Annotated in this window: 28 protein-coding genes, 6 tRNA genes, 2 rRNA genes and 1 riboswitch; of the genes, 6 read left to right on the top strand and 30 right to left on the bottom strand. The window is 37.7% G+C overall.

Annotated features, from left to right (window positions below; translation table 11 throughout):
• Positions 1 to 486, top strand: a 486-nt coding sequence (locus BMW30_RS10565; protein WP_180366227.1) for a CHAP domain-containing protein, incomplete at its 5' end; no start/stop codon positions are given.
• A gap of 179 nt (positions 487 to 665) precedes the next feature.
• Here BMW30_RS10565 and BMW30_RS05445 read toward each other — a convergent pair.
• Genes BMW30_RS05445 through BMW30_RS05435 form a run of 3 tightly spaced genes read right to left on the bottom strand, consistent with a single transcriptional unit; the run spans position 666 to position 3,288 of the window.
• The gene (locus BMW30_RS05445; protein WP_091474672.1) at positions 666 to 1,574 is read right to left on the bottom strand and encodes a Rossmann-fold NAD(P)-binding domain-containing protein; all 909 of its coding nucleotides are present in this window, start codon (positions 1,572 to 1,574) and stop codon (positions 666 to 668) included.
• A gap of 12 nt (positions 1,575 to 1,586) precedes the next feature.
• The gene (locus BMW30_RS05440; protein WP_091474670.1) at positions 1,587 to 2,729 is read right to left on the bottom strand and encodes an MFS transporter; all 1,143 of its coding nucleotides are present in this window, start codon (positions 2,727 to 2,729) and stop codon (positions 1,587 to 1,589) included.
• Between the two features lie 34 nt (positions 2,730 to 2,763).
• Positions 2,764 to 3,288 carry a GNAT family N-acetyltransferase gene (locus tag BMW30_RS05435; protein ID WP_091474669.1) on the bottom strand — a complete coding sequence of 175 codons (525 nt, stop codon included), beginning with the start codon at positions 3,286 to 3,288 and terminating at the stop codon, positions 2,764 to 2,766.
• Between the two features lie 95 nt (positions 3,289 to 3,383).
• Between BMW30_RS05435 and BMW30_RS05430 the strand changes: the two genes are divergently transcribed.
• Positions 3,384 to 3,668, top strand: a complete 285-nt coding sequence (locus tag BMW30_RS05430) for a hypothetical protein (RefSeq protein WP_091474667.1) — start codon at positions 3,384 to 3,386, stop codon at positions 3,666 to 3,668.
• Between the two features lie 137 nt (positions 3,669 to 3,805).
• Here BMW30_RS05430 and BMW30_RS05425 read toward each other — a convergent pair whose 3' ends face one another.
• From BMW30_RS05425 to queC, 8 genes are all read right to left on the bottom strand, one after another.
• Positions 3,806 to 4,816, bottom strand: coding sequence for an MFS transporter (locus tag BMW30_RS05425; RefSeq protein ID WP_091474666.1), 1,011 nt, complete (start codon positions 4,814 to 4,816; stop codon positions 3,806 to 3,808).
• A 9-nt stretch (positions 4,817 to 4,825) separates the two neighbouring features.
• Entirely contained in the window at positions 4,826 to 5,068 is a 243-nt protein-coding gene (locus BMW30_RS05420) for an MFS transporter (protein ID WP_143248995.1), read from the bottom strand.
• A gap of 68 nt (positions 5,069 to 5,136) precedes the next feature.
• Complete coding sequence (locus tag BMW30_RS05415; RefSeq protein WP_091474662.1) at positions 5,137 to 6,159, bottom strand: DUF4097 family beta strand repeat-containing protein; 1,023 nt, start codon at positions 6,157 to 6,159, stop codon at positions 5,137 to 5,139.
• Positions 6,159 to 6,479, bottom strand: a complete 321-nt coding sequence (locus tag BMW30_RS05410) for a PadR family transcriptional regulator (RefSeq protein ID WP_091474660.1) — start codon at positions 6,477 to 6,479, stop codon at positions 6,159 to 6,161. The genes BMW30_RS05415 and BMW30_RS05410 overlap by 1 nt, the downstream gene beginning before the upstream one ends.
• 118 nt (positions 6,480 to 6,597) lie before the next feature.
• Entirely contained in the window at positions 6,598 to 7,080 is a 483-nt protein-coding gene (queF, locus tag BMW30_RS05405) for a preQ(1) synthase (protein WP_091474658.1), read from the bottom strand.
• 3 nt (positions 7,081 to 7,083) lie between these two features.
• Entirely contained in the window at positions 7,084 to 7,797 is a 714-nt protein-coding gene (gene queE, locus BMW30_RS05400; protein WP_091474656.1) for a 7-carboxy-7-deazaguanine synthase QueE, read from the bottom strand.
• Positions 7,797 to 8,204 carry a 6-carboxytetrahydropterin synthase QueD gene (gene queD / locus BMW30_RS05395; protein ID WP_091474655.1) on the bottom strand — a complete coding sequence of 136 codons (408 nt, stop codon included), beginning with the start codon at positions 8,202 to 8,204 and terminating at the stop codon, positions 7,797 to 7,799. The genes queE and queD overlap by 1 nt, the downstream gene beginning before the upstream one ends.
• Positions 8,201 to 8,860, bottom strand: coding sequence for a 7-cyano-7-deazaguanine synthase QueC (gene queC, locus BMW30_RS05390; RefSeq protein ID WP_091474653.1), 660 nt, complete (start codon positions 8,858 to 8,860; stop codon positions 8,201 to 8,203). Before queC ends, queD begins: the two co-directional genes overlap by 4 nt.
• Before the next feature lie 52 nt (positions 8,861 to 8,912).
• A riboswitch (PreQ1 riboswitch) is annotated at positions 8,913 to 8,960 on the bottom strand.
• 150 nt (positions 8,961 to 9,110) lie between these two features.
• Here queC and trhO point away from each other — a divergent pair.
• Complete coding sequence (gene trhO / locus BMW30_RS05385) at positions 9,111 to 10,133, top strand: oxygen-dependent tRNA uridine(34) hydroxylase TrhO (RefSeq protein ID WP_091474651.1); 1,023 nt, start codon at positions 9,111 to 9,113, stop codon at positions 10,131 to 10,133.
• A gap of 797 nt (positions 10,134 to 10,930) precedes the next feature.
• The gene (locus BMW30_RS05380; RefSeq protein WP_091474650.1) at positions 10,931 to 11,509 is read left to right on the top strand and encodes a YkoF family thiamine/hydroxymethylpyrimidine-binding protein; all 579 of its coding nucleotides are present in this window, start codon (positions 10,931 to 10,933) and stop codon (positions 11,507 to 11,509) included.
• Between the two features lie 46 nt (positions 11,510 to 11,555).
• Here the strand turns inward: BMW30_RS05380 and BMW30_RS05375 are convergent, their stop codons facing one another.
• Complete coding sequence (locus BMW30_RS05375) at positions 11,556 to 11,750, bottom strand: hypothetical protein (RefSeq protein WP_091474648.1); 195 nt, start codon at positions 11,748 to 11,750, stop codon at positions 11,556 to 11,558.
• An 8-nt stretch (positions 11,751 to 11,758) separates the two neighbouring features.
• Positions 11,759 to 12,172: an RDD family protein gene (locus tag BMW30_RS05370; RefSeq protein WP_091474646.1), complete on the bottom strand. Its 414-nt coding sequence runs from the start codon at positions 12,170 to 12,172 to the stop codon at positions 11,759 to 11,761.
• Positions 12,173 to 12,260: 88 nt separating this feature from the next.
• On the opposite strand from BMW30_RS05370, the gene BMW30_RS05365 reads away from it, so the two are divergent.
• The gene (locus BMW30_RS05365) at positions 12,261 to 12,560 is read left to right on the top strand and encodes a TIGR04104 family putative zinc finger protein (RefSeq protein ID WP_091474644.1); all 300 of its coding nucleotides are present in this window, start codon (positions 12,261 to 12,263) and stop codon (positions 12,558 to 12,560) included.
• 35 nt (positions 12,561 to 12,595) lie between these two features.
• Here BMW30_RS05365 and BMW30_RS05360 read toward each other — a convergent pair whose 3' ends face one another.
• The 8 genes from BMW30_RS05360 to BMW30_RS05325 form a co-directional block, all read right to left on the bottom strand.
• The gene (locus BMW30_RS05360; protein WP_091474642.1) at positions 12,596 to 13,228 is read right to left on the bottom strand and encodes a YczE/YyaS/YitT family protein; all 633 of its coding nucleotides are present in this window, start codon (positions 13,226 to 13,228) and stop codon (positions 12,596 to 12,598) included.
• Between the two features lie 614 nt (positions 13,229 to 13,842).
• Positions 13,843 to 14,793: a DMT family transporter gene (locus BMW30_RS05355; RefSeq protein ID WP_091474640.1), complete on the bottom strand. Its 951-nt coding sequence runs from the start codon at positions 14,791 to 14,793 to the stop codon at positions 13,843 to 13,845.
• A 114-nt stretch (positions 14,794 to 14,907) separates the two neighbouring features.
• Positions 14,908 to 15,498 carry a histidine phosphatase family protein gene (locus BMW30_RS05350; protein WP_245705638.1) on the bottom strand — a complete coding sequence of 197 codons (591 nt, stop codon included), beginning with the start codon at positions 15,496 to 15,498 and terminating at the stop codon, positions 14,908 to 14,910.
• Positions 15,499 to 15,589: 91 nt separating this feature from the next.
• Positions 15,590 to 17,392, bottom strand: a complete 1,803-nt coding sequence (glmS, locus tag BMW30_RS05345; RefSeq protein WP_091474638.1) for a glutamine--fructose-6-phosphate transaminase (isomerizing) — start codon at positions 17,390 to 17,392, stop codon at positions 15,590 to 15,592.
• Between the two features lie 334 nt (positions 17,393 to 17,726).
• Positions 17,727 to 19,070 carry a phosphoglucosamine mutase gene (gene glmM, locus BMW30_RS05340; RefSeq protein ID WP_091474636.1) on the bottom strand — a complete coding sequence of 448 codons (1,344 nt, stop codon included), beginning with the start codon at positions 19,068 to 19,070 and terminating at the stop codon, positions 17,727 to 17,729.
• A gap of 14 nt (positions 19,071 to 19,084) precedes the next feature.
• Positions 19,085 to 20,023: a CdaR family protein gene (locus tag BMW30_RS05335; RefSeq protein ID WP_091474635.1), complete on the bottom strand. Its 939-nt coding sequence runs from the start codon at positions 20,021 to 20,023 to the stop codon at positions 19,085 to 19,087.
• Positions 20,010 to 20,828 carry a diadenylate cyclase CdaA gene (gene cdaA, locus BMW30_RS05330; RefSeq protein ID WP_091474633.1) on the bottom strand — a complete coding sequence of 273 codons (819 nt, stop codon included), beginning with the start codon at positions 20,826 to 20,828 and terminating at the stop codon, positions 20,010 to 20,012. Before cdaA ends, BMW30_RS05335 begins: the two co-directional genes overlap by 14 nt.
• 18 nt (positions 20,829 to 20,846) lie before the next feature.
• The gene (locus BMW30_RS05325) at positions 20,847 to 21,794 is read right to left on the bottom strand and encodes a helix-turn-helix domain-containing protein (RefSeq protein ID WP_091474631.1); all 948 of its coding nucleotides are present in this window, start codon (positions 21,792 to 21,794) and stop codon (positions 20,847 to 20,849) included.
• Between the two features lie 136 nt (positions 21,795 to 21,930).
• Between BMW30_RS05325 and BMW30_RS05320 the strand changes: the two genes are divergently transcribed.
• On the top strand, positions 21,931 to 22,248 hold the full coding sequence (locus tag BMW30_RS05320) for an ArsR/SmtB family transcription factor (protein ID WP_091474629.1): 318 nt from the start codon (positions 21,931 to 21,933) through the stop codon (positions 22,246 to 22,248).
• A 19-nt stretch (positions 22,249 to 22,267) separates the two neighbouring features.
• Here the strand turns inward: BMW30_RS05320 and rocF are convergent, their stop codons facing one another.
• The 9 genes from rocF to BMW30_RS10685 all read right to left on the bottom strand — a co-directional run.
• The gene (rocF, locus tag BMW30_RS05315) at positions 22,268 to 23,179 is read right to left on the bottom strand and encodes an arginase (protein ID WP_091474627.1); all 912 of its coding nucleotides are present in this window, start codon (positions 23,177 to 23,179) and stop codon (positions 22,268 to 22,270) included.
• A gap of 121 nt (positions 23,180 to 23,300) precedes the next feature.
• A tRNA-Lys gene (locus tag BMW30_RS05310) sits at positions 23,301 to 23,373 on the bottom strand.
• Positions 23,374 to 23,379: 6 nt separating this feature from the next.
• Positions 23,380 to 23,454: transfer RNA gene (locus BMW30_RS05305), tRNA-Gln, on the bottom strand.
• Between the two features lie 12 nt (positions 23,455 to 23,466).
• Positions 23,467 to 23,550, bottom strand: a tRNA-Tyr gene (locus tag BMW30_RS05300).
• 1 nt (position 23,551) lies between these two features.
• Positions 23,552 to 23,627: transfer RNA gene (locus BMW30_RS05295), tRNA-Val, on the bottom strand.
• An 18-nt stretch (positions 23,628 to 23,645) separates the two neighbouring features.
• Positions 23,646 to 23,720 (bottom strand) — tRNA-Glu (locus BMW30_RS05290).
• Positions 23,721 to 23,748: 28 nt separating this feature from the next.
• A tRNA-Asn gene (locus BMW30_RS05285) sits at positions 23,749 to 23,823 on the bottom strand.
• 26 nt (positions 23,824 to 23,849) lie between these two features.
• Positions 23,850 to 23,964 (bottom strand): 5S ribosomal RNA (gene rrf / locus BMW30_RS05280).
• Positions 23,965 to 24,064: 100 nt separating this feature from the next.
• Positions 24,065 to 24,169 (bottom strand): 23S ribosomal RNA (locus BMW30_RS10685); the annotation flags it as partial.

Here is a 24,169-nt window from a genome sequence, read left to right as displayed (position 1 = left end):
GCAGCTGAGCAAGCGGAAGCTGAAAGACGTGCAGCTGAACAAGCAGAAGCTGAAAGACGTGCAGCTGAACAAGCGGAAGCTGAAAGAAAAGCAAAAGAAGAAGCAGCGGCAGCAGCTCCTGCACCAGCACCATCATATGGTGTTAACTACTACTCTGGTGGACAATGTACTTATTACGCATTTGAACGTCGTAAGCAACTTGGTAAACCAGTTGGAAATAACTGGGGTAACGCTCATAACTGGGCAAATGCAGCACGCTCTCAAGGTTATAGCGTAAACAATACACCTTCAGTTGGTGCGATCATGGTGTTTGCTCAAGGTCAAGGCGGAGCTAACAGCTACTACGGTCACGTAGCAATCGTTGAAAGTGTTAACGGTGACGGTTCAATCAACATCTCTGAGTGGAACTGGACACATGGTCCATGGAACAAATCTGTAAGAACAATCTCTGCTTCTACAGTTAACAGCTACAACTACATCCACTAATCAATAAGATAATAACTAAAAACAGGCTGGAATCTATTTAAGATTCCAACCTGTTTTTTATTGCCTTATGAGTACGGTATTATAATAGGAAGAAACTCGTTCAATTGGCCAAAAAACCACACTTGATTCCTTGTGAATCAAGTGTGGTTTTAGATATTCATACAGTCTACATTGGATGCTTAATTATTCGGTTTGTTGCCACGTCTTTCTAGCTTGCCACTTATGATCATCTCTACACGATATACTCGGTTAATTAACGCCTGGACCGGTGCATGTGTGATTGAAAATAATCCCCAAGGTATACTCGGTTCTAAATCATGTATGGCATAAATGAAGTCATTTCTATTTTTTAATGCTCTAAATTCAAAACGTGGCGTTTTATATTTACTATCGTTGATTAAAAATCCAGAGACGACATCGTAAATGACGATTCCTTCGTGATCTATATCCCTGTTAAGTTTTAACTTAAACGCAGGACTACTTACCTGTGCGATATAAACATAAACAAAATCTTCTTTAAACTCTACACTGACAACATCAAATATAATATTAGACAGCCATTCAAAATAATACTTAGCAACGTCTGAAATTGTCCATCCCTCTGGCATAATAGATCGACTGGCACTTCGATATTCTTTTCTTGGATGTGTTCTGTATCCGAGACCTTTACCTTGTCGTTTAATATCCGTTTTTGTTATGGCGACGGGTGTACCATGTGCCCCTAGAATCTCTCCTAAGTTATAACCGCCAATCTCGTCTCGAACATATATAATTTGCTCTACATTATTTGCTGTTGCTGCCCTACCTATTGAGTCTGCGACAAGCTTCATGATGTCTGACATTTTACCCTGTGTCAAACGACTCAAACGCATGATTGGATCATCAAAAAAGATGATAGTATCCATCCCTTTTACACCTTCGATCACTGCATCTAGATCGAACAGATCAACTTTCAAATATTCTATATCTAATCGAACATTATCTTGATCAAATGTCGAGAATGCATACAATTTGTAAGTCTCCTTTAAAGATTCATAAAGCTCTATACCGACTTCTGAATGCACCCCGAGCAACAAAACATTTCGCATTGGAATCTCTCCTTAAATGACCTGTCTATTCTTTCTCATCAATATCATTAAGACTAACTGTAATAGTATGAGCGTTATACCGATAAATACAAATGGTAACTGGAAGTAAGTCGCAAATATACCCGATAAGTATGATCCCGCTACAGTACCAAGTGAGAAGAATCCATAAAACAAGCCGTTTGCTTTACCTCTTTCACTCATGTTTGCATAGAGTGCAACGACTTTATTCATACTTGGGAAAACAAGACTAAATCCTAAGCCATAAAGTACCATAACCAAAAATGTTGTAAATATTGTCGGCACGAAATGTAACAATATCATAGATAATCCAATGATAAAAATACCAATCGTGACAAGTATTTCTGGTTTGATGTTAGAATACATACGGTTCAATGGTGTTGCAAAGACACCAATTGCTGTTATACCGAACACACTTAGTAATAACCCTGTTGATGTGTCATCTAAGCCAAGCGCTTCTGTTTTTAATGGTAAACCAAATGCGAGTGATCCATTAGAAATCATTAACGTAAACGCTGCAATATATGCAAAAATTAAAGTTGGTCTGAGTAAGAGTTCTAAAAAATTTGTTTCGTAATGTTTCTTACGACTATCCCTTGTTGTACTTTCAAGCACAACGAGACGGATGATAATGATGCTCACTAAGAAAATAATTGCAGTAGTAAGATATACTGTCTGATACGATGCAACACTAGAGATGATACCACCCATTGCAGGACCGATTACTGCGGCAGTACCGATAGCAACTCCTGTAAAGGCCATTGAACGACCAACCGTTGCTTTTTTAGATATATCGGCAACGAGGCTAAATGCAGCTGGTGTTAATAGTCCGCTGGTAAAACCATGGATTGATCGAAGTATGACTAAAAGAAATATATTCGGTACGAAAACATACATGAGTAATATGATTACTTGACCACCCATGGCTATGTATAATAGTCTTCTGCGACCAATTTTATCGGCAAAAAACCCACCGATTATGTTACCAAATATATTAAAGAACGAATAGATTGCAACAATAAACCCTGCAACATATTCAGTTGCACCAAGAGACATTGCAAATGGTGTAATAATTGGTAATTGTATAAATAAATCTAAGAACACGATGACTATGACGACATAAATCAATCTACTCAATTTAATCCCTCTGACATAAAATTTTTGTAATTTTCTAATCCATTATATCTTCTTGATCGAATACCTTCTCATAAGCAACATACCACTCATCTGTATTTTCATCTAAGTTTAAATGACCTTTATACTCAAAATCATTTTTAGAAAACTGGGTTTGCATGTGTGTGTTTTCCAATGATGTATCCGTATGAATACCTTGATATCCATCTTCAATAAGCAATTCTTCAATTTCTTCCATCATTATTTTAGCAATCCCTTTGCCAAAATATTCTGGATCCACCGCGAATCTGTGCATCGCTGCAGCATTTTCCATCGGTAATTCCCATGGAATATCATCATAAGGATATGGATGGTTATCATCCACAACAATAAAAGCAATAATCTTATCATCTCTTTCGTAGATGTACAATGTTTCTTCTTTTATATCTTGTTCGAAAACTTCCCTATTGGGATAAGATTCATCCCACTGCATATTACCATTTTTATGCATATAAGGAAGAACTGCTTCTTTAATCTGAAGAATTCTTGACAAATCTTTAAGTTTTGCTATTCTTAATGACATGGTTTCACTCCTGTCTAAATTTTTATATTTACTATATTTCTTTGAAATTATGTTGTATAATATGAGAAAGTATTTATCCGAAGGGGAAGTTACATATGTTTAAGTTTGATAAGTTTACAAGACCTTATTACATTAGTAATGCAGTATTTTATATTTTTACTACAGCTGTATTAGCACTCATTTATTATTATATCTTTTGGCCACCAATTTCTGAAGTAACAACTGATGACTTTTTTGCAAACTTTGGTTTGCGTGAATTTGGTGGAGCACTATTTTTCTTAGTCTTAGTTATTGTACCACTTTTAGTAATATTTGGTGCATTATATCACCTATATAAGGCGATTACAGTTAAAAAAGATGCAGTACAAGATAATGACTAAAACAACCAAAAAAGAGCTGAACAAACATCCTGAAAAATAAGAGAAATGGCGTTGGAATCTAACATTTAGATTCCAACGCCATTTCTTTTTTTGTAGCTACTCATATATTTTTATATTAAGAGGCAATTTTGATCTGGCTATACATGCTCACTTGCCGCTATAAGTTCTTTATCTACTTCTTCATTTAACGCTTCTGCTCGTTTAAGGACCGCTGATCTCATCGTTAACACAACGACTAAGATTAGTGCCGCTCCACTAACTATATTTACTGCTGCATACATACCTGTATCATAAAGCACACCATACAGTATTGTTCCAAGCGGGCTTAAACTCATTGCAAACATACTGAAAGCACTCAAGGCACGACCTTTAATATGTTGTGGGATACACTTTTGAAGAAATATACCCGCTGGCACATTGATAAATTGCAGTGTCACGATTATCGTAAAGCCAACAATTGCAATGTAGATAAAGCTCGTCCAAGCTTGCATATCGAAATAAATTGGCAATGCATAGATGAAATAGAGCGTACCTAAAATTATGATTCCGAACTTTACTTGTTGCAGCGGATTTTTAAAGCTTTTCATGTTAGCGATGGTTACACCAGCAACAAGTACACCGATACCTGCAAGTGCGTTAACAAACCCAAGTGTTTCTGGCTCAAATCCAAGTTCTACAATCATCATGATTTCCGGGAATACAGATATCGGTCCGACGAATAGGTTAATCAACGATACAGTGATTAGCGTTGATCTGAAAACATCACTACTGAACAAAAATAAAAATCCTTGCCCTACATTTCTTTTGAACTTATTAAACGCACCGTCCACTGCGTCATCATCCGTTTCATAAATCGACTTATCATAGTATAGATCGAACTTTATCAGTATGTTGATGGCTGCTGAGAAAATAGTCGCAATCATAAATACGATGACAATACCTTGGAACCCCAGTAGTCCGAATAAAACACCACCGAGCACAGGTCCTAAAATAGGTACTGCGGATAATATGCTTTGTGTATATCCCATGACCTTTTGTATGCGTTCTTTATGGAACATTTCCGTTATCGTTGCTTGGAAAGTGTTAGATACAAATGGACTGATTAAGCTCGTTAATAACGTCGTGAAGTAAATTGCTACTAAAGACACTTCAGCAAGTTAGATATAGACAAATAGTCCGATGATTACACAAGCAAACAACCTTTCACCGATAATAATCGTCTTTCTCTTATTTCCTAAATCACTAATTACTTCAGCAAAAGGTAGTAATATGAGAGAGATAACCACTGAAATCGCTAAGTTGATTGAGAAATAAAATGCTGATCCTGTTTCATACAAAATAAAGTACGAAACTGCAAACAGGTAAATATAATCTCCTGCTGATAAGATAGATCGATTCAATATAGAATACGAAATTAATACGTTCTTGCGCTGGTATATTTCTATCAAAAATCATAGTTTTACCTCTCTTATTTTATGACAATTGAACCCATATCAGTATTCAACGTAAATCGATAGGTTGCGTTTTTAATGTTACTATATGGATTCACAGCGCTACCCATATTTGTGTTTGCAATCACTTCGGTATCAGTCGGCGCCTCTCTGAATGTTACTTTCACTGTTCCCATATCTGTTTTAAGTGTGCCATCTGCATCCGCATTGATATTATTTGCGTTAACAGTTCCCATATCTGACGACATATTGTAGACTTTTGCTGTGCAGTTATCAATTGTCACTGTGCCCATGTCTGAGTGCGTCTCTATTGAATCCGCTTGTGAATTTTCTAAAGTTACTCGACCCATGTCACTCGTTAATGAAAAGTGTTTACCAATCAATGATTGTCCTGTAACACTCCCCATATCACATTCCACATTCAGTTCATCTATAGTTAAACCAGAGATTCGAACAGCACCCTGCTCTACTTCGGCTTTCAATGTATCTAAATCTCCTGGCCATGTAATTACTAATCTATTCTTCGATGTATTTTTAAAGAATCCGAATATCCCCTTGTTATCTTCTGATTCCTGTCTAAATGTAAGCGAGTTACCGATAACATCGTATGTTAATTCACTGTTTTCGTTCGATGACTCATAGTCCATTTCGAATTTATCTCCAGCTTCAACAACGACAGTCGCATTCTGTACTTCGAAACGAAGGTTTTCAATTTTATTCGGATCTACATCTAAATATTTTGTATTTTGAACGGGCTTAGTTGCTCTCTCAACAGTTATCTTTTTAGAAGGTTTATCTTTCTCAACTGGTTGATCAACTGTTTTTTCTTCCTGTTGTGTTTTGACTTCTTCCTGTTCTAGTAAACCATCTACAATTTCATCAAAGTCACCGAGTGAGCGAACGACTTCTTCTTCTGATAATCCTGTATGAACACCTTGTCGAATATGAACATCGAACTCATTTAATATATCTTGTCTCACATCATAGTCTAAATGTTTAACCTTAGTTTCTAATTGTTGTAAAAATTGTTTTCTATTCATTATTTTCTCTCCGTTTCATTTAATATCGTCTCTACTGCTTTCGTGTAAACTTTCCATTCCTCTACGAGTTCATCTAAATAAGCAATGCCATCCTCTGTCAGTTCGTAATACTTCCGTGCAGGACCTTCCGTTGATTCTTCGAGTGTCGTTTTTAAATGCTTTTCTTTGACGAGACGTCTCAATAGCGGATACAGTGTACCTTCTGCAATCTCGATATAATTCGAAACGTTTTGAGCGAGTTGATAACCATACTGTTTTTCTTTACCTATGAAGCTAAGTACAATCATCGTTAAAGAACCCTTCTTCAATTGAACATTCATTATGCCACCTCACTACTGTGTATTATTTAGTACTGACTACAGTGTAATACACACTAGTGAACATTGCAAGGTATTAAATAAAATTTTTAAGGATAAAAAAAGACTGCACTTGGCAGTCTTACCTGTTATCAATATTTTCAGGGTATAAATCATGGTTCATCATTCTGTTGGTTGCCATCTCTTCAAACTTCGTTCCTGGCTTACCATAGTTGCAGTATGGGTCGATAGAAATCCCACCGCGTGGTGTGAATTTCCCCCACACTTCTATATATTTAGGTGCCATCAATTCGATGAGATCATCCATTATCATATTGATGCTCGTCTCATGGAAACCACCATGGTTTCTATAACTAAATAAATATAACTTGAGTGATTTGCTCTCTACCATTCTCTCACCTGGTATATAGCTGATATAAATCGTCGCAAAATCAGGCTGATTCGTTATTGGACATAATGTCGTAAATTCAGGACAGTTAAATTTTACGAAGTAATCACGTTTTGTATACTTATTATCAAACGTCTCTAAAACTTTCGGGTCATAATCAAATGCGTATTGTACATTTTGGTTTCCTAGCAATGTTAAATCTTTCGTATCATCCATTTTCTACACTCCTTGTTTATTGCTCCAAAGTAACGTATGCAACTGAGGCAACACACGTACGTTTTGAAGTTCTTTATCGTTCATTACTTTATCTACGAGCTGTTCATAGCGTGCTAATAATTTTTCTGTATGATTTTCTACACGTTCACCCAAATATGGATTCCCAACTTGTACATAAAATTCAATGTTTGGATATTTAGCATGAACTTCTTTCGCATGTTCAAAATCTTTGTCATCGAACACGACGACTTTTAAATTATATTGTGCAGGATTTAAACGATTCATCATGAACTCTAGCTTCTTAAAATCCGTCTTCATACCAGAACTCGGTGGTTTCGGACTAATCGTTACGTCATCAATTAACGGTAACCAATCTTGGTACTTCGTCCCTTGAGTTTCAATCGCTAAACGTATACCACGTGCTTTTGCCGCTTCAACAAACTCACTTAATCCTTTATTGAGTAACGGATTACCACCAGAAATCGTCACGTGATTATAGTTATCTTTAGCTAAACGATCGAGCGACTCAAATATGTCGTCACTCGTCATCATGCTGATATTGTCCTTTTGTGAGCCATCCCAGGTAAAAGCGGAATCACACCAACTGCAACGATAATCACATCCTGCCGTTCTGACAAACATCGTCTTTTGACCGATGACTGCACCTTCCCCTTGAAACGTTGGTCCAAAAATTTCTAATACAGGTACCTTCATCATTAAATCTCCTTCGGTCTATAAACGGCATAACTCGTTGCTGTTTCTCTTAAAAATACTTGTAAGCAGTGCACGCTATTGGACTCAGACTTTAAATAATCTGCAATCAATTCATAAATCGCACATGCGACCGTTTCAGTCGTTGGTGGGACATCTTGAAATTTAGCATGATCATTTAACAATGTATGATCAAATGCTTCAGTCACTACTTTCTTCAGCGCCGAAAAGTTCACGAGAAAGCCCATTTCATCCAAAGTATCACCGACAATCGTTATGTTTGCAACATAGTTATGCCCATGAACATTGCGGCATTTACCCGCACGTGCGTCATCAATGAAATGCGCTGCACTAAAATGTAGATCTTTGTTAAGTTCAAATAAAAAGTCATGTGTCCTTACCGGATATATCATAATGCCGCCTCCTTTTCTTCTAAGTAGGCATTCAATCCATTCATGCGGAGTTCACATGCTGGACACTTGCCACAACCATCACTCATGATGCCTTCGTAACATGTCAACGTATTGTCTCTTATATACTCTAACTTGCCAAAACTATCTGCTAACGCCCACGTTTCTTTTTTATCGAGCCACATGAGCGGTGTGGCAATAATGAAGTTTTCATCCATCGCTAAATTTGCTGTCACATTCATTGATTTAACAAACACATCGCGACAATCCGGGTATCCACTAAAGTCCGTTTCACATACACCGGTAATAATTGTTTTCGCACCAATTTGATAAGCAAGTGCTGTAGCAAATGATAAAAAGATCAAATTTCTTGCTGGTACAAATGTATTCGGTATTTTATCATCTGATGAAACTTCCATATCATGTTGTGTGAGTGCATTTGGAGACAGTTGCGAGAGCAAATTCATATCTAACACGTGATGCTTTAACCCGTGCTCTTTTGCTATATTTTTTGCAACTTCAATTTCAAGTGCATGACGTTGACCATATTCAAACGTAACGAGCTCGACTTCCTTGTAATACGCCATCGCATAAAACATACAAGTTGTACTATCTTGACCGCCTGAAAAAACGACGAGAGCTTTTTCTTTATCTAACATGTTTTCCTCCTAACAAAAAAGTCCATGTACCTTAAACTAAGGCACATGGATGTGTTTCTTAGTTTTTTATAGAGGGTTTACGGCTAAGAACCTCTTTATTTATTTTCATTAAACTATTATACACGACGTGCCACGAAATCGACAATACTGCACTGTTCAAACCATTCGTGATTTTGGTATAATATAATAACTGTGCGTAAGCATAGCTATCAGGGATATCCTGCAAATATTTGATGATAGGTGGAAAAAAATGAAATATCGCGTATTACTGTATTATTATTACACAACGATCGAAGATCCAGTTGAATTCTCAGCTGAACATTTAGATTTATGTAAAGAGATCGGTTTGAAAGGCCGGATCTTAGTCGCAAACGAAGGCATCAATGGTACCGTGTCAGGTACGATTGAACAGACAAATGAATATGCTGAATACATGAAGAATCATCCATTATTCCAAGGCATCGTATTTAAAGTGGATGAGTCAGACACACACGCATTCAAAAAGATGCATGTGAGACCACGACCAGAACTTGTAAACTTAAGTTTAGAAGATGATGTGAATCCACATGAAATAACTGGTGAGTATTTATCACCTAAAGAATTCATGGAACAAATGCAAGATGAGAACACTGTCGTACTCGACGTTCGTAATGATTATGAATATGAAGTTGGACATTTCCGTGGTGCGATAAAACCCGATGTAGAAACATTCCGTGATACACCAGATTGGGTAAGAGAAAATCGTCACCTGTTTGAAGGCAAAAAAGTCTTGACGTATTGCACAGGTGGAATTCGCTGCGAAAAATTCTCAGGCTGGTTAAAGCGTGAAGGATTTGAGGACGTCGGACAACTCCATGGTGGAATTGCTACATATGGTAAAGATCCAGAAACAAAAGGACAGCTGTGGGATGGTATGATGTACGTCTTTGATGAACGTTTGACAGTTCCGATTAACCAAGTAGAACATACCGTTGTGGGTAAAGACCATTACGACGGAACACCATGTGAACGCTACATTAATTGTTGTAATCCAGAGTGTAATGCACAGTTACTTGCATCTGAAGAAAACCAAGCCTACCATTTAGGTGGATGTTCATTAGAATGTGCTGCGCACGGACGCAACAGATACATTGTTGATCATGAGTTACCAAATGAATTCGTAAAAGAACGATTAGAAACGTTGAGAAATTCAGAATTCGCTGAGCGAGAAATGCTCGGTAGTTATAAAGGGCGCGGGCGCGAAGCGAAAGCGCGTCATGAGAGTGCGCAATAAATTGATTTAGTGATTTTATATGAGGAACCCCCAAAAGTCTTGGACTTTTGCGGGGTTCTTTTTTGTGTTGGAACTTTCTTGAGCTGCTGGATGCTACTTCAACACGTTTTTTTCGCCTGAAGTAGCAGGAATAATCAAAAGCTGCTACTTCACCATATTTTTTGAGCCCGAAGTAGCAGGTATTTTCAAAAGGTGCTACTTCATGTTCATTTTCGACCTTGAAGTAGCAGGCAAGAGAATATGACCTAATTCTAGAGATAACAATATTCAAGAAAAATCCAGCCTGGCAATTCAAGTCATTTTTTTATCTCGAATTGGCAGGAAAATCGAAATGCTGCCAATTCAAGTCATTTTTTTATCTCGAATTGGCAGGTAAAAGAGATTATTGCCAATTCAGGCCAATTTTTCTCTCTGATTTGGCAGACGAACCAATAAGCATTTGGAAAAATTTATCTCGTGCTTACTCACGATGATTTTCGGACTTGAGTAAGCATGAAAACTCAAACCGTGCTTACTCACGACGAAATTTGGACTTGAGTAAGCATGAAAACTCAAACCGTGCTTACTCATGACGAAATTTGGACTCGAGTAAGCACGAAACCAAAATCCGTGCATACTCATGACGAAATTTGGACTCGAGTAAGCACGAAACCAAAATCCGTGCATACTCACAACTATTTTCTAGCCCGAGTAAGCATGCCACACCAATCTCAAACAAATTTCAACCACAGCCTCCCACCTTCTCTTTGTATAATGTACTCATTTCCGTTATCTTAGATTTAGGAGGTATGTAAAATATGGATATTAACAGAGTTGCTGGGTGTAACTTTACGCTCGGCGTAATGAGTGATGATTTTGTCGATGTGATATTAGGTGCTTTAAAGGAAGTGGATCAAACGAAGGTTTGGAGTCAGACGGATGATGTTTCGACTGTTGTTCGCGGTCGTTATAGTCATGTGTTTGATGTCGTTAAAGCAATCTACTCACACGCTGCACATACAGGTAAACATGTAACAATGAGCGGAACATTTGGTATTGGTTGTAACAAGGATAACGACGCGGAACCTTATTTAAACGAAGATGATGTTCGATTAAATGAAGCAAGAAGTTCTGAGTTCGACATCGATGCGGGTTGTAAGTTTGCAATCTACGCTGTAGGTATTGAAAAGTATGGTGAAATCATTGCCAGTGAAGTGAAACTGGCTGAAGAGGAAGTCGAAGTTACACCAGATCATTTTACAACACGTCTTGATGGCAAGGTAAACAACATCTTTTTAGCGATGGAGAATGCGTTTAAACGTGTTCAAGAAAAAGCACCGCACACGAAGATTACGTTTACGATTTCTAGCAACAGTCCATCTAATCAATCTGAATAATATAAAAATGCCGTGCATCGAATGAATTAGATGTACGGCATTATTGTTACTTGTCTTTTTTATCTTGTTCTTTCTGGTATTCCTCTTCTTCTTTAATCCCTTCGAGTTCACGCTCTGTTAATTCGAGCATCTCTCTCATATACCCCCATTTGTTAAATGTAATGAGCAGCATGAGTCGAATAAATAATAGTTCTAATCGCACGGTCAATTTTCTAAACATATTTCCATCAATTATATTCATCTAATCACCTATAAATAATCTGTCTTAATTACTTGAGTACCCGCTACAAGGTCATGTAATGCATGGTTATCTGCTCTTCGATGAATCATTACCAGTGTTACAATCCAAAGAATACCCAAAGAGAGTACATATGCAAACAGGATAAAAAACTCTCTTATTATGAGTGCACGCAATTTTACATCACTGCCGTCTGCCATGACGAGCTGTGTTTGGTTCAATCGCTTACCTACAGTTAATCCTATCCAAATGTAAGGTATGAAGATAAAGTACCAAAGCCAAAAAATAGCTTCTGAAATTTGTACAATTAATGATTGTGTATCGAAACTAATGATTTGTGCTAGGAGTATGACTACGGTGAAAATAATTAATGTATCCACGCCACGTGATATCATTCGGCTCATTAGAGAAGGCATTTGATCCATAATGAAGTCCCCTCTTAAAAATATTATGTCGTACTTTTATGTCATGTTATAATATAACATACGTATATGAACAGGAGGTACATCGTAAATGACTAAATGTGATGCGTGTAATCAACCTTGGTCCTTCTTCAAAGTACTACAAAGATTGTTTATGATGAAAGCTGCAATGGACTGCCCGCATTGTGATGAAAAGCAGTACATAAAAAAAGATTGGAAACGTATCGTTGTTCCTATATTAATTCTACTGATTGTACCAATTTTATTATTTACTGTTGAAATGTCAGTTAACGTCTTTTTACTTATCTTCTCACTTGCAGCACTCACAGCTTTTCTTTATATGTTTTTCACACTTCGCCTAAGCAGTGTCGAAGATTGGAACCAAAACTGATTATATAATTTTAGATTTCAAGGCTAACTTGAAATCTAAAATACTTTTTCTAGTCGTGCAAACAATCTCTCAGATACACGCGTATTGAAAAAGGTAATTAATGGCCCCGTTAGAAATGCTGAAATTAATGTCGCAACACCGAACGTTGCACCGAGTATGACACCGGCTACAACTGCAATTACATCTTGAATGATGCGTGCACGTGCATACTTCACTCTCTTCTCACTCAACCGTTCTACGATAATCCCCATACCATCATAAGGTGATACCCCGAGATTTGCCGTGATATACATCGATGCCCCAAACGCAATGACGATGACACCGATACTTGCAACAATCAGCTGTGTAAGGAAACTTAATGAATCAATCCCCATCAAATGATAAATCGATATAAACCCATCTGATATCAAACCGATACCAAACATGTTCACAAATGTACCCCAACTGACTAAGTCTCTACCAAATAGGATCAGAGGAATAATTATAATTAAATTGATGACAATTGTTGTCACACCGTAAGAAAGGTTTGTAACGAACTGCCCACCAAGAATAAACGTCGTAAATGGATCTGCGCCGATGTCAGCAATTCTAAATAATGTGACGGCAAATCCAATAAAAATGTTTCCTAATATCATTAAGATGAAGCGACTTATCGTTGTACTTTTCATAAAAAATCCCATCTCTTCACGTAATAAAACTATTTGAAATTCCTATCTATTATACCACTGTTTATTTCGCTACTTCAGGACAAAATTATTGATATGAAGTAGTTTATATGTCGATTAGATCCGTTTGTGTGACTATGAGCTAATCTCAGTGGCGCGTAAATCCATTTAACGGACTATGAGCTAATCTCAGTGGCGCGTAAATCCGTTTAACAGACTATGAGCTAATCTCATTGGCGCGTAATCCATTTAACGGACTATGAGCTAATCTCATTGGCGCGTAAATCCATTTAACGGACTATGAGCTAATCTCAGTGACACGCAAATCCATTTAACGGACCATGAGCTAATCTCATTGGCGTGCAAACGGATTTAACGGACTGTGAGCAACTCTCATTGGCGTGTAAATCCGTTTAACGGACTATGAGCAACTCTCATTGGCATGCAAATCCATTTAATGGACTATGAGCAACTCTCATTGACACGCAAATCCATTTAACGGACTATGAGCTAATTTCATTGGCGTGCAAACGGATTTGACGGACTATGAGCACATCTCATTGGCACGCGAATCGCCACTTCAAACAGAGTAGACTTCTCATATTAATCTTAATCGTTTAGAATGACTGAATCATTATCACACCGACTAACATAATCAATAAACCAATAACGTGAATTTTATTGATATCACCTGGGTGTGACCCGAGTAACCCAAATCGCTCAACGAGTAAACTACCTGTCAGTTGACCAAACAATGCGAGTATAACGGTTGGCCCTGTTCCGATTTCACTTACAAGATAAACATTCACTAGAACGTAAGTCGCACCAAATAATCCACCGAGCCACACCCACCACGGTGCTTTTTTCGTAATTGGATTGATCACATCTTTAAATGACCGTTCTTTTACAATGACAACAATAATCAATATGGCAGCACCCACAAAAAATGAAACGAACGCGGCATGAACAGGCGAACCGAGCACACTACCGAGCTGTCCGTTGATTGCAGCTTGTGCTGACATTAACATCCCCGCACCAATTCCGATTATTCGCCAGATCCATAGTTCTAGTGAGCTCTTCGAATCATCTTGTTCATTTGCGATATTTCGACGCTTTTTGACTAACTCTGTCAGTACAACTGTAAGAAATATACCAATTAAAAGGAGTAAAACACCGACAATTCGATTTGTCGTAAACGGTTGAACAATCGAGTTGAACCAACCGAAATTGTCAATCAACATCCCCATGACAATCATCCCAAATATAGGCATAACAGCAGCTTGTACACTTCCTATTCTTGGAAATAGCAAAATGTTAGTCGTTAAACCGATGACCCCAAACAAACCACCAAGCCATATCCAAAACGGCTGATTCGTAAAAGTTTCGTGTGGAATACCGAGTGAAGAACCACTGACCAACATAACGACAGTCAGAATAAGTACACCAACAATGAATGAAATCATCGATGCTTTAAAAGGAGATAAAACAAATTTTCTTAGTTGTGAGTTGATTGCTGTCTGCATAGCAAACCCAACACCAATAGCAATACCTAGTCCTGTTGCGAACAATCTTTTTTACCTCCTGTTATCTAATCTCATTAAGTAACTTTATCAGCTTTTCTTAAAATTATATATGAATACTTCTTCGTGTTTAATTGGATAATTAAACACACTACATGAGAATCACCAAAGGTGATTAGAAATTTTCCATATTCTTTGAACATCTATGAGTTTCATTTTGTTAAATGATAACTTATAAATATCTGGCATCTCGAGATCCTTCCAAAAGTCATATCCATATTTATTATCAAAATAGTTCATAATCAACACCATTATGTTACCATGAGTACCAATTACAATATTCTTACCTAAGTTTCTTTCTAGAACTTGTAATGTAGCATTGGCTCCTCTTTCTTGTGCTACATTATTTGATTCTCCATCTTTCCATGAGTAATCATAGTCTTCCCATACTTTTTCAATGGCTGCAGTAAAATCTTCTACAGGATTTCCCGCAAGTATACGCTCTTTAAAATCTTCTACTAACTCAATTTCTTTGTCTATGTATTTAGCAACACCCTCAACAGTTTGAATTGCTCGCTTGTATGGGCTTGAATAAACATAATCAATAGCTTCTCTATTAAGCAACTCCGTTACAATTTTAGCATCATTAAATCCATCAGCAGACAAGGGTCTTCCTAACTCGTCTGGTGTGTATTTAGAATGCGCATGTCTAACAAAATATAAATTTGTTTCCAAATAAATCAAACCTTCCATAAAGAATTACTACTATTTAAATTAACAAATTTGAATATCAAAATAAATCCCCCAAAAGCATATCTGCTTTCAGGGGATTTGTCATCTTATTCTATTCCACCGTTACTGATTTCGCTAAGTTTCTTGGTTTATCTACATCGTTTCCACGGTGTAATGCTGCATAGTAAGCAACAAACTGATAAACGATCACTGAAACAAGTGGTGACAACATCGGATGTACTTTAGGGATAACGTAGTCATCGCCTTCTTCATCTAATCCTGCCATTGAGATTGTACATACTTTCGCACCTCGTGCTTCAACTTCTTGTGCGTTTCCACGCGTGTTTAAGTTGACTTTATCTTGAGTGATTAACGAGAATACTGGTGTACCTTTTTCTATTAAAGCAATCGTACCGTGCTTCAATTCTCCGCCAGCAAATCCTTCTGCTTGAATGTAAGAGATTTCTTTAAGTTTCAGCGCGCCTTCTAAACCAACATAGTAGTCTAGCGTACGTCCAATAAAGAACGCATTGCGTGTCGTTTCTAAATACTCACGCACAATATTTTCAATAATAGACGCATCATTAATCACTGCGTTGATTGCATTCGTTACAACGGCAAGCTCTTGCATTAAATCGATATCAATTTCTTGGCCAAGCTCACGTGCTGCAACTTGTGCTGTAATTGATAATACAGCAATTTGAGCTGTATATGCTTTTGTTGAAGCAACCGCAATTTCTGGTCCAGCATAAAGTAATAATGTCTCATCTGCTTCACGTGACAGTGTAGAACCTGCAACGTTAGTAATTGTTAACGTTGGGTAGCCTAACTTTTTAACTTCTACTAATACTGCACGGCTGTCTGCTGTTTCTCCAGACTGTGAAATAAACACGAACAACGGTTTTTCTGAAAGCATTGGTGTGTTATACACGAACTCAGAAGCAACATGAACTTCTGTAGGGATTTTCGCCCATTTTTCAAAGTATTCTTTACCGATTAGTCCTGCATGGTAACTCGTACCTGCAGCGACGATATAAATACGGTCCGTTTCTTTTAGCTGTTCGATAATTGCATCATCGATAACAAGCTGTTCATTCTCATCTTGGTACTGTGAGATAATCTTTCTCATCGCACCAGGCTGATCATTAATTTCTTTAATCATGTAGTGATCATAAGTGCCTTTTTCTACGTCACTCGCATCGATTTCTGCAGTGTAAGAGTCTCTTTCTACTTCGTTACCATCTGGATTAATGATGCTTACGCTATCTTGTTTTAAAATAACGATTTCGCCATCCATCAACTCAACGAATTCATTCGTCAGTCCTAACATCGCCATCGCATCTGACGTAATGACGTTGAATGTGTCACCCAGCCCAACAAGTAATGGTGATTTATTCTTCGCAACGAAAATCGTGCCATCGATATCTTTGTCCATTAGACCAAGTGCATACGAACCTTCTAATAGACGTAATGTCGAATTGAATGCATTTTCTGTATCTTGACCTTGTTTGCTGAAGTAATTGATAAGTTCTACTATCACTTCTGTGTCTGTATCCGATGTAAACTCAACGTCTGATAAATACTCTTCTTTTAACTGGCGGTAGTTCTCAATTACACCATTGTGTACTAATGTGAACTGACCATCGTTACTCTGCTGTGGGTGTGCATTTTTAACACTTGGCTCACCATGTGTTGCCCAACGTGTATGCCCAATCCCAGTATGTCCTGCTAAGTTTTCGCCAACCTTTTCTGTCAAGTCTGCGATTCTTCCTTTTTCACGGACAACTTCTAATGATTCATCCGTTTTTACCGCGATTCCTGCTGAATCATAACCACGGTATTCTAACTTTTCTAATCCTTTTAATAAAATCGGCGTAACATTATCGTTACCGATATAACCAACAATTCCACACATAATAAATGCGACCTCGCTTCTTCTGATGTTTAGTAATTGATTATCCTTTTGTCCTAAAGATTACTCTTTAGTTTTACAGATAATATAACGAATACTTTAGTATCCGGGACAGCATCCGCCGATTGTCGATAACTGTCCTCCTCGTCAGCATATAAATGCCCAGGCGCTATTCCGATTTTTATTTCAATCTACCCTCCTTGTGCAATATTACTATTATATGATTTAACCCATATGAAATCAAGTATTCATCGGTTTTCTGATGATGTTCATATACACGATAAAAACCTCCAGATTGTATTTTACATAATCTGGAGGTTTTATATAGTTTTAAGGTTTATAGTCCCATTTCTCGTTTGACAACTTCTGCTATTTTTTCTGTATACGCCTCTGCTTTTTCTGTTGTTTCCGCTTCAACCATCACACGCACGAGTGGTTCAGTACCTGATGGTCGAACAAGTACACGACCATTGCCGTCCATTTCTTTCTCAACAGCTTCAATGGCTTCACTGACAGACGCATTACTCGTCACATTATGCTTGTCCGTCACTTTTACATTGACGAGTACTTGTGGGAATGTTTCAACTTCTTTTGCAAGCTCACTTAATTTCTTACCTGTTTCTTTTATGATACTCGCTAAATGAATCCCTGTAAGTAAGCCATCACCCGTTGTGTTATAGTCCATCATAATAATATGACCCGACTGCTCACCACCAAGATTAAAATCATTATTTCTTAATTCTTCAACCACATAGCGATCTCCAACTTTTGTTTTCGTACTTTTTAAACCGATATTTTCTATCGCTTTATAAAATCCGATGTTGCTCATCACAGTTGAGACGATTGTATCGTGTTTGAGCATACCTTTTTCTTTCATCGATTTCCCAATGATGAACATAATCTTATCGCCGTCGACAATTTCACCTGTTTCATCTACTGCAATGATTCTGTCACCATCTCCATCGAATGCAAGCCCAAAATCACATGCTTCATTTTTAACTGTTTCTGCCAAACGTTCTGGATGGGTCGAGCCAACATTTTGGTTAATATTTAAGCCATCGGGTGAAGAACCTATCGTTACGGTATCCGCTTCTAAATCACCAAACAGATATGGAGCTAGTGAATATGTTGCTCCGTGTGCATTATCCAGAGCGATCTTCAACCCTTCAAAGTCGTTGTTAATTGTTGACTTCAAGTAGCTCAAGTACTTTTGTCCACCTTCAAAGTAGTCTGAATCTCGGCCAAGTTCATCCCCGACTGGTCGTGGTAGTTCATCTTCGCTATCTATTAAGCTTTCGATTTTATCTTGTTGTTCATCTGTCAATTTAAAACCGTTTGAAGCAAAAAACTTAATACCGTTATCTTCAAATGAATTATGTGACGCAGAGATCATCACCCCTGCTGTCGCTTTCATTTCCCGTGTTAAAAATGCAACACCTGGTGTCGTAATGACACCTAAACGCATCACTTCTACGCCTGAAGATAAAAGACCTGAAATCAATGCATTCTCTAGCAGATATCCAGAAATACGCGTATCTTTACCAACTAAAACTGTCTTCGCACCAGAATGGTTCTGCGATAATACATAGCCACCTATTCTTCCAAGCTTAAATGCTATCTCCGGTGTTAATTCTTTATTTGCTATACCTCTAACACCATCAGTTCCAAAATACTTACCCATGTTTAAAATCCATCCTATTCATTAGTTTCTTCTATCTCTATCGTTGCCATAATAGTTGTAGGTTCTGTTTTTATTAATTCCTCAGGCAATGTAATCTCTATTTCTCTCGTCGTCGATTCAGTTAGGCCAGTCACGTCGATCTCTACAACATAATTCGAATGCATGTTGAGAGAGTTTTCGCTGCCAAAAATTGTTAACTCTTCCGTATCCAATTCAATATTTTCTAATGTATAACCATCAGGGACCTGACCAGTTACTGTATATTCAATCGGTACTTCTTTACTACGTTCACTCACATCTATTTGTACATTTACCGTTGATGGTTCGACTGAAACATCTAGCCGGTTAAACTGATAATCAAACACATTGACCTCTGCTTCTTCTACTTGAGAACTTGTTATTCTCGACGTATCAGAAATCGTTGCTCGTACATATTGTATACGATTCATTTCACTCTCACCACCACGTACTACAACAGTTTGCGGTTCTGTCGTAACGGCATCAAGTGAGTGAGATAGTGGAATGCGTGACTCACTGACTTCTGCATGTATTTCATACGTCCTAGAAACGAGCTCTTGTTTACTGATGCTGACGGTTTGCGGCAATACTTCTGCCGTGACATTTGATGGAAGATTTTCAACTCTAAAAAATTCTTCATAATCTCCTGCGTCACGGTTGCGTAAATCCAGAACAACATTGAACTCACCCAATGTCTGAACACGTGTTACATTTGCCAAGCTACCAAACAACTCAACGCTGACATGTTCCGGGGCCCCCATCACGTAATAATTTTCTTGGTCATACTTAACATTCACGGGGACATTTTCAACGACTTCACTGTACATCTCTTCATCTTCAGAAAATAGTGCATCAAATATATCATTGACACTTAGAAATAAAAAGATGGCCAAAATTAGAGTAACAATACTAATTCCTAATTTACTTTCTAGCAAATAAGCCGCCCCCTTCCTTAATATCTTGAATGGACGTCCAGTTTTTGATCAGTGATTCTTCGAGTTCTTCTGGAGAAAGTGCTTGATATAGTTTTCCACCATGTGTCACAGATACATGACCCGTCTCTTCAGAAATAACGATTGTAAATGCATCCGTAACTTCTGATATACCGACCGCTGCCCGGTGTCTTGTGCCGAGATTTTTTGCGATGACATTGCTGTCTGAAAGTGGTAAGTAACTCGCTGCTGTTGTTACTTTATCTGTTTGGATGATCATTGCACCATCATGTAGCGGTGCATTGGGCATGAATATATTAATAAGTAACTCAGAAGAAATGTTTGCATCGACGCGTGTACCTGTTTCTATATAATCTTGCAACCCTGTCTCTTTTTCAAATACAATCAAGGCCCCAATCCGACGCTTTGCCATATATTGTACGGCTCGAAGTACATCTTTGTGTAATTTTTCTGTCGTCACTTTCGTGCCGCTGCTTGACGCTTTAAATAAGCTACCCCGTCCAAGTTGTTCTAGCGCACGTCTTAGTTCTGGTTGGAAGATAACGATGATTGCAAGGAAACCCCATTCTAAGACCGTGTCAAAAATAGCTGTCGTCGCAGTTAAATCAAAGAAGTTACTGACAAGTCGGCCGATTAGAATTAAAAATATCCCTTTGATCAGCTGAATTGCTTTCGTTCCGCGCATCACAGCAAACATTAAATAGAACACATACCAAACAATTGCAATATCAATAATGCTTGTAATAATTGTTCCTGTTGTTAAATTGTCGAAAAAAGTTTCTTGCATGAGTGCGCCTACTTTCTATCAGATCATCAATAATCGCTCATTTAGGAAGTCAAAAATTTCCTTCATCAGTTTATCTGAATAAATATCTTCATCTTCTTTTGGCAATCCTTCAAAAAGTTCTTTTGAACGACGGATATTACCTCGAGCAAAGTAATAATATGCTGTGAACAAACGACCGGTCGTTCGCTCATCGTGTTGACTTCGTTGGCGTAACATTTCCGTATCATTCAGTTTGTATAAAATTTTGTACACGAGTGTCCTTGATTCATCTTGTTTATACGTAAAGTCAAGTTGCTGCTGCAATGATTCAAACTTAGTATAATATCTATACGCAGTGAAATGTTGGTTCAAATTAAAATATGTCAGACTATAGTTAAAATATACACGAATGAGATCAGCTGTATTCCAATCAAATTTAATTAATTCTTTAAATATCGAATCAAGTGTATCCAATGCTGCTTCAAAGTTTTCTTCTATAATGTCCAGTTCAATTTTCAGCAAAGTAACATCAATATAGTTTTGATGTATTGGTACAGTTGACAATAGCCCGATTGCTTCGGTTAAATGCTTCATTGCATCCACTTTTTTTCCGATAGCATTGAAATAATGCCCGTATATTGCATGGATACGTCCGCAATCTTCTGGCGGCAAATGTTGCACAGATAAAACATTTTTTTCTATAAAATGTCCAACAACCTTATAGTTTCCTTCTTTTAATTGATATTCTTGATAAGAAAGTTCTTTTAAGATTTCAACATCATGATGTTCAAAATTTGAAATATCATTTAAAAAATCATCGACCGTACAATTTAATCTTTCACTCAATTTAATAAGAACATTTGTTGAAGGCTGAACATTTCCCTTCTCAATTAAGCTCAAATACGTCCGTGATATAATACCTTGGGCCAACTCTTCTTGTGTTAAGTTATTATTGTGACGAATTTCTTTAATGCGCTGCCCAATCATATGTAACCTCCAACTAAATAATACATTCCAATTTTATCAAACATAAATTGAATGAACAATTTTGTTAACTCTAATTTAACATTTAATTGACTTTAATTCTATTACTGTATATATTTTAACTGATTGGAGTGATGATATGAAAAAATGCTTAATCATCAATGACATAGATGTATTAAAAAGTGTAAGTAATCCATTCAGACTCGATCTAATCCGTCGACTATTCATAGAACCAAAAACAGGTCAGATGCTTGCAGATGAAATGCAACTACCGCGCTCGAAAATCCATTACCATTTAAATATTCTCATCACACACGGAATTATTAAAATTTGCTATGAAAAGAAAATTAAAAACATCATCCATAAGTACTATGCCCCTACTGCACAATCACTTGCTGTCGATGAACAAATTCTCAACTATGCCATAAATAAACAAAGAAAAAGACATGAGCCGTAACCCATGCCTAATTGAACTATTATATTTGTTTTTTTCCAAACATAAACGCTGCAATATCTACAGCAACTTCTGCCGTTCGGTTTTTTTCATCTAAAAGCGGGTTAACTTCTACTAAATCCATAGAAACTACTTTTCCATTCCTATTTAATGTTTCCATCGTTACTTGTGTATCAACGAGCGATAAACCACCTGTTACTGGTGTACCTGTTCCTGGCGTATGTATTGGATCGAGCGCATCTACATCAAGAGAAATATGAATGGCATCTGTTTTATCTTCTAAATAAGCAATCGCTTCTTGAATGACTGTATCAATACCAAGTTTTCTAATGTCCGTCGCCGTATATAATTTAATATTATTCTCTTTAATATATTCTTTCTCACCATCATCCAGGTCACGCATACCGATCAACACGACATTCTCATGCTTTATTTTAGCACCGTCACCGTAAAGATTCACAAGTTCATCATGACCAAGACCTAAAGAGACAGCGAGTGGCATGCCATGAATATTACCACTTGGAGAAGTGGCACCATCATTTAAATCACCATGTGCGTCATACCAAATGACACCCAGATTATCATAATGCTTCGCTACCCCTGCGATGGAACCAATAGATAACGAGTGATCTCCACCGATAACTAGTGGGAAACGTCCGTTCTCTAAAGACGCATCGACTTGTTTTGCAAGCGCATACGAAAATTCTTTCACTTGGTTAAAGTTGCGTAAGTTCTCTACCTTTTCCTGAGAATGTGTCTCTATATCAACCTTTAGATCCGGTGATATATTTCCTTTATCTTCTACTTCATTGTTTAAACCTTTTAGTGTACTTACTAAACCAGCATATCTTACAGCGTCAGGACCTAAGTCCACGCCGAGGCGAGGTTGACCGAATGCTGTATTTGCACCAATAATATCAATCTTTTTCATAATTAGCCCTCCTAATATAAGATAATGGTACAGTAAATTTACACATTATACAACCATGTATATTTATTAATTTCATTAATATTTTATGCATATAAAAAAGACACCTGAAAATAGGTGTCTTGAGTGAGCCATAGAGGATTCGAACCTCTGACCCTTTGATTAAAAGTCAAATGCTCTACCGACTGAGCTAATGGCTCAAAAGATGGCTGGGCTACTAGGATTCGAACCTAGGAATGACGGTACCAAAAACCGTTGCCTTACCGCTTGGCGATAGCCCAACACTATTTGAATGGTGGAAGGGGGCAGATTCGAACTGCCGAACCCGAAGGAGCGGATTTACAGTCCGCCGCGTTTAGCCACTTCGCTACCCTTCCATGGTGGAGAATGACGGGATCGAACCGCCGACCCTCTGCTTGTAAGGCAGATGCTCTCCCAGCTGAGCTAATTCTCCAAAACAATACTTTAAAAATGGTGACCCCTACGGGATTCGAACCCGTGTTACCGCCGTGAAAGGGCGGTGTCTTAACCGCTTGACCAAGGGGCCATAGAAATATTTATAAAAAGCAAAAAAATGGCTCCACAGGTAGGACTCGAACCTACGACCGATCGGTTAACAGCCGATAGCTCTACCACTGAGCTACTGTGGAATGGTAAATAATTATAAAATTAAATTGCCCGGCGACGTCCTACTCTCACGGGACGTACATCCAACTACCATCGGCGCTGGAGAGCTTAACGACTGTGTTCGGCATGGGAACAGGTGTGGCCTCTCCGCAATCGTCACCGGACAATTACTCTGAATGGATGTCCATTCAAAACTAAATAGAAGACAAAAGAAATTAAAGCGTAAAACACATTTTAACAAACGTGTCATCATATCTTATTTTATTGAATAAGTCATTTGATCCATTAGTATTCGTCCACTACATCTATCGCTAGACTTACATGCCGAACCTATCTACCTCATCATCTCTGAGGGATCTATTGGGAAAT

This window comes from Aliicoccus persicus (assembly GCF_900110815.1).
GTDB lineage: Bacteria > Bacillota > Bacilli > Staphylococcales > Salinicoccaceae > Aliicoccus > Aliicoccus persicus.
This window is presented reverse-complemented; position numbering and strand designations above follow the sequence as displayed.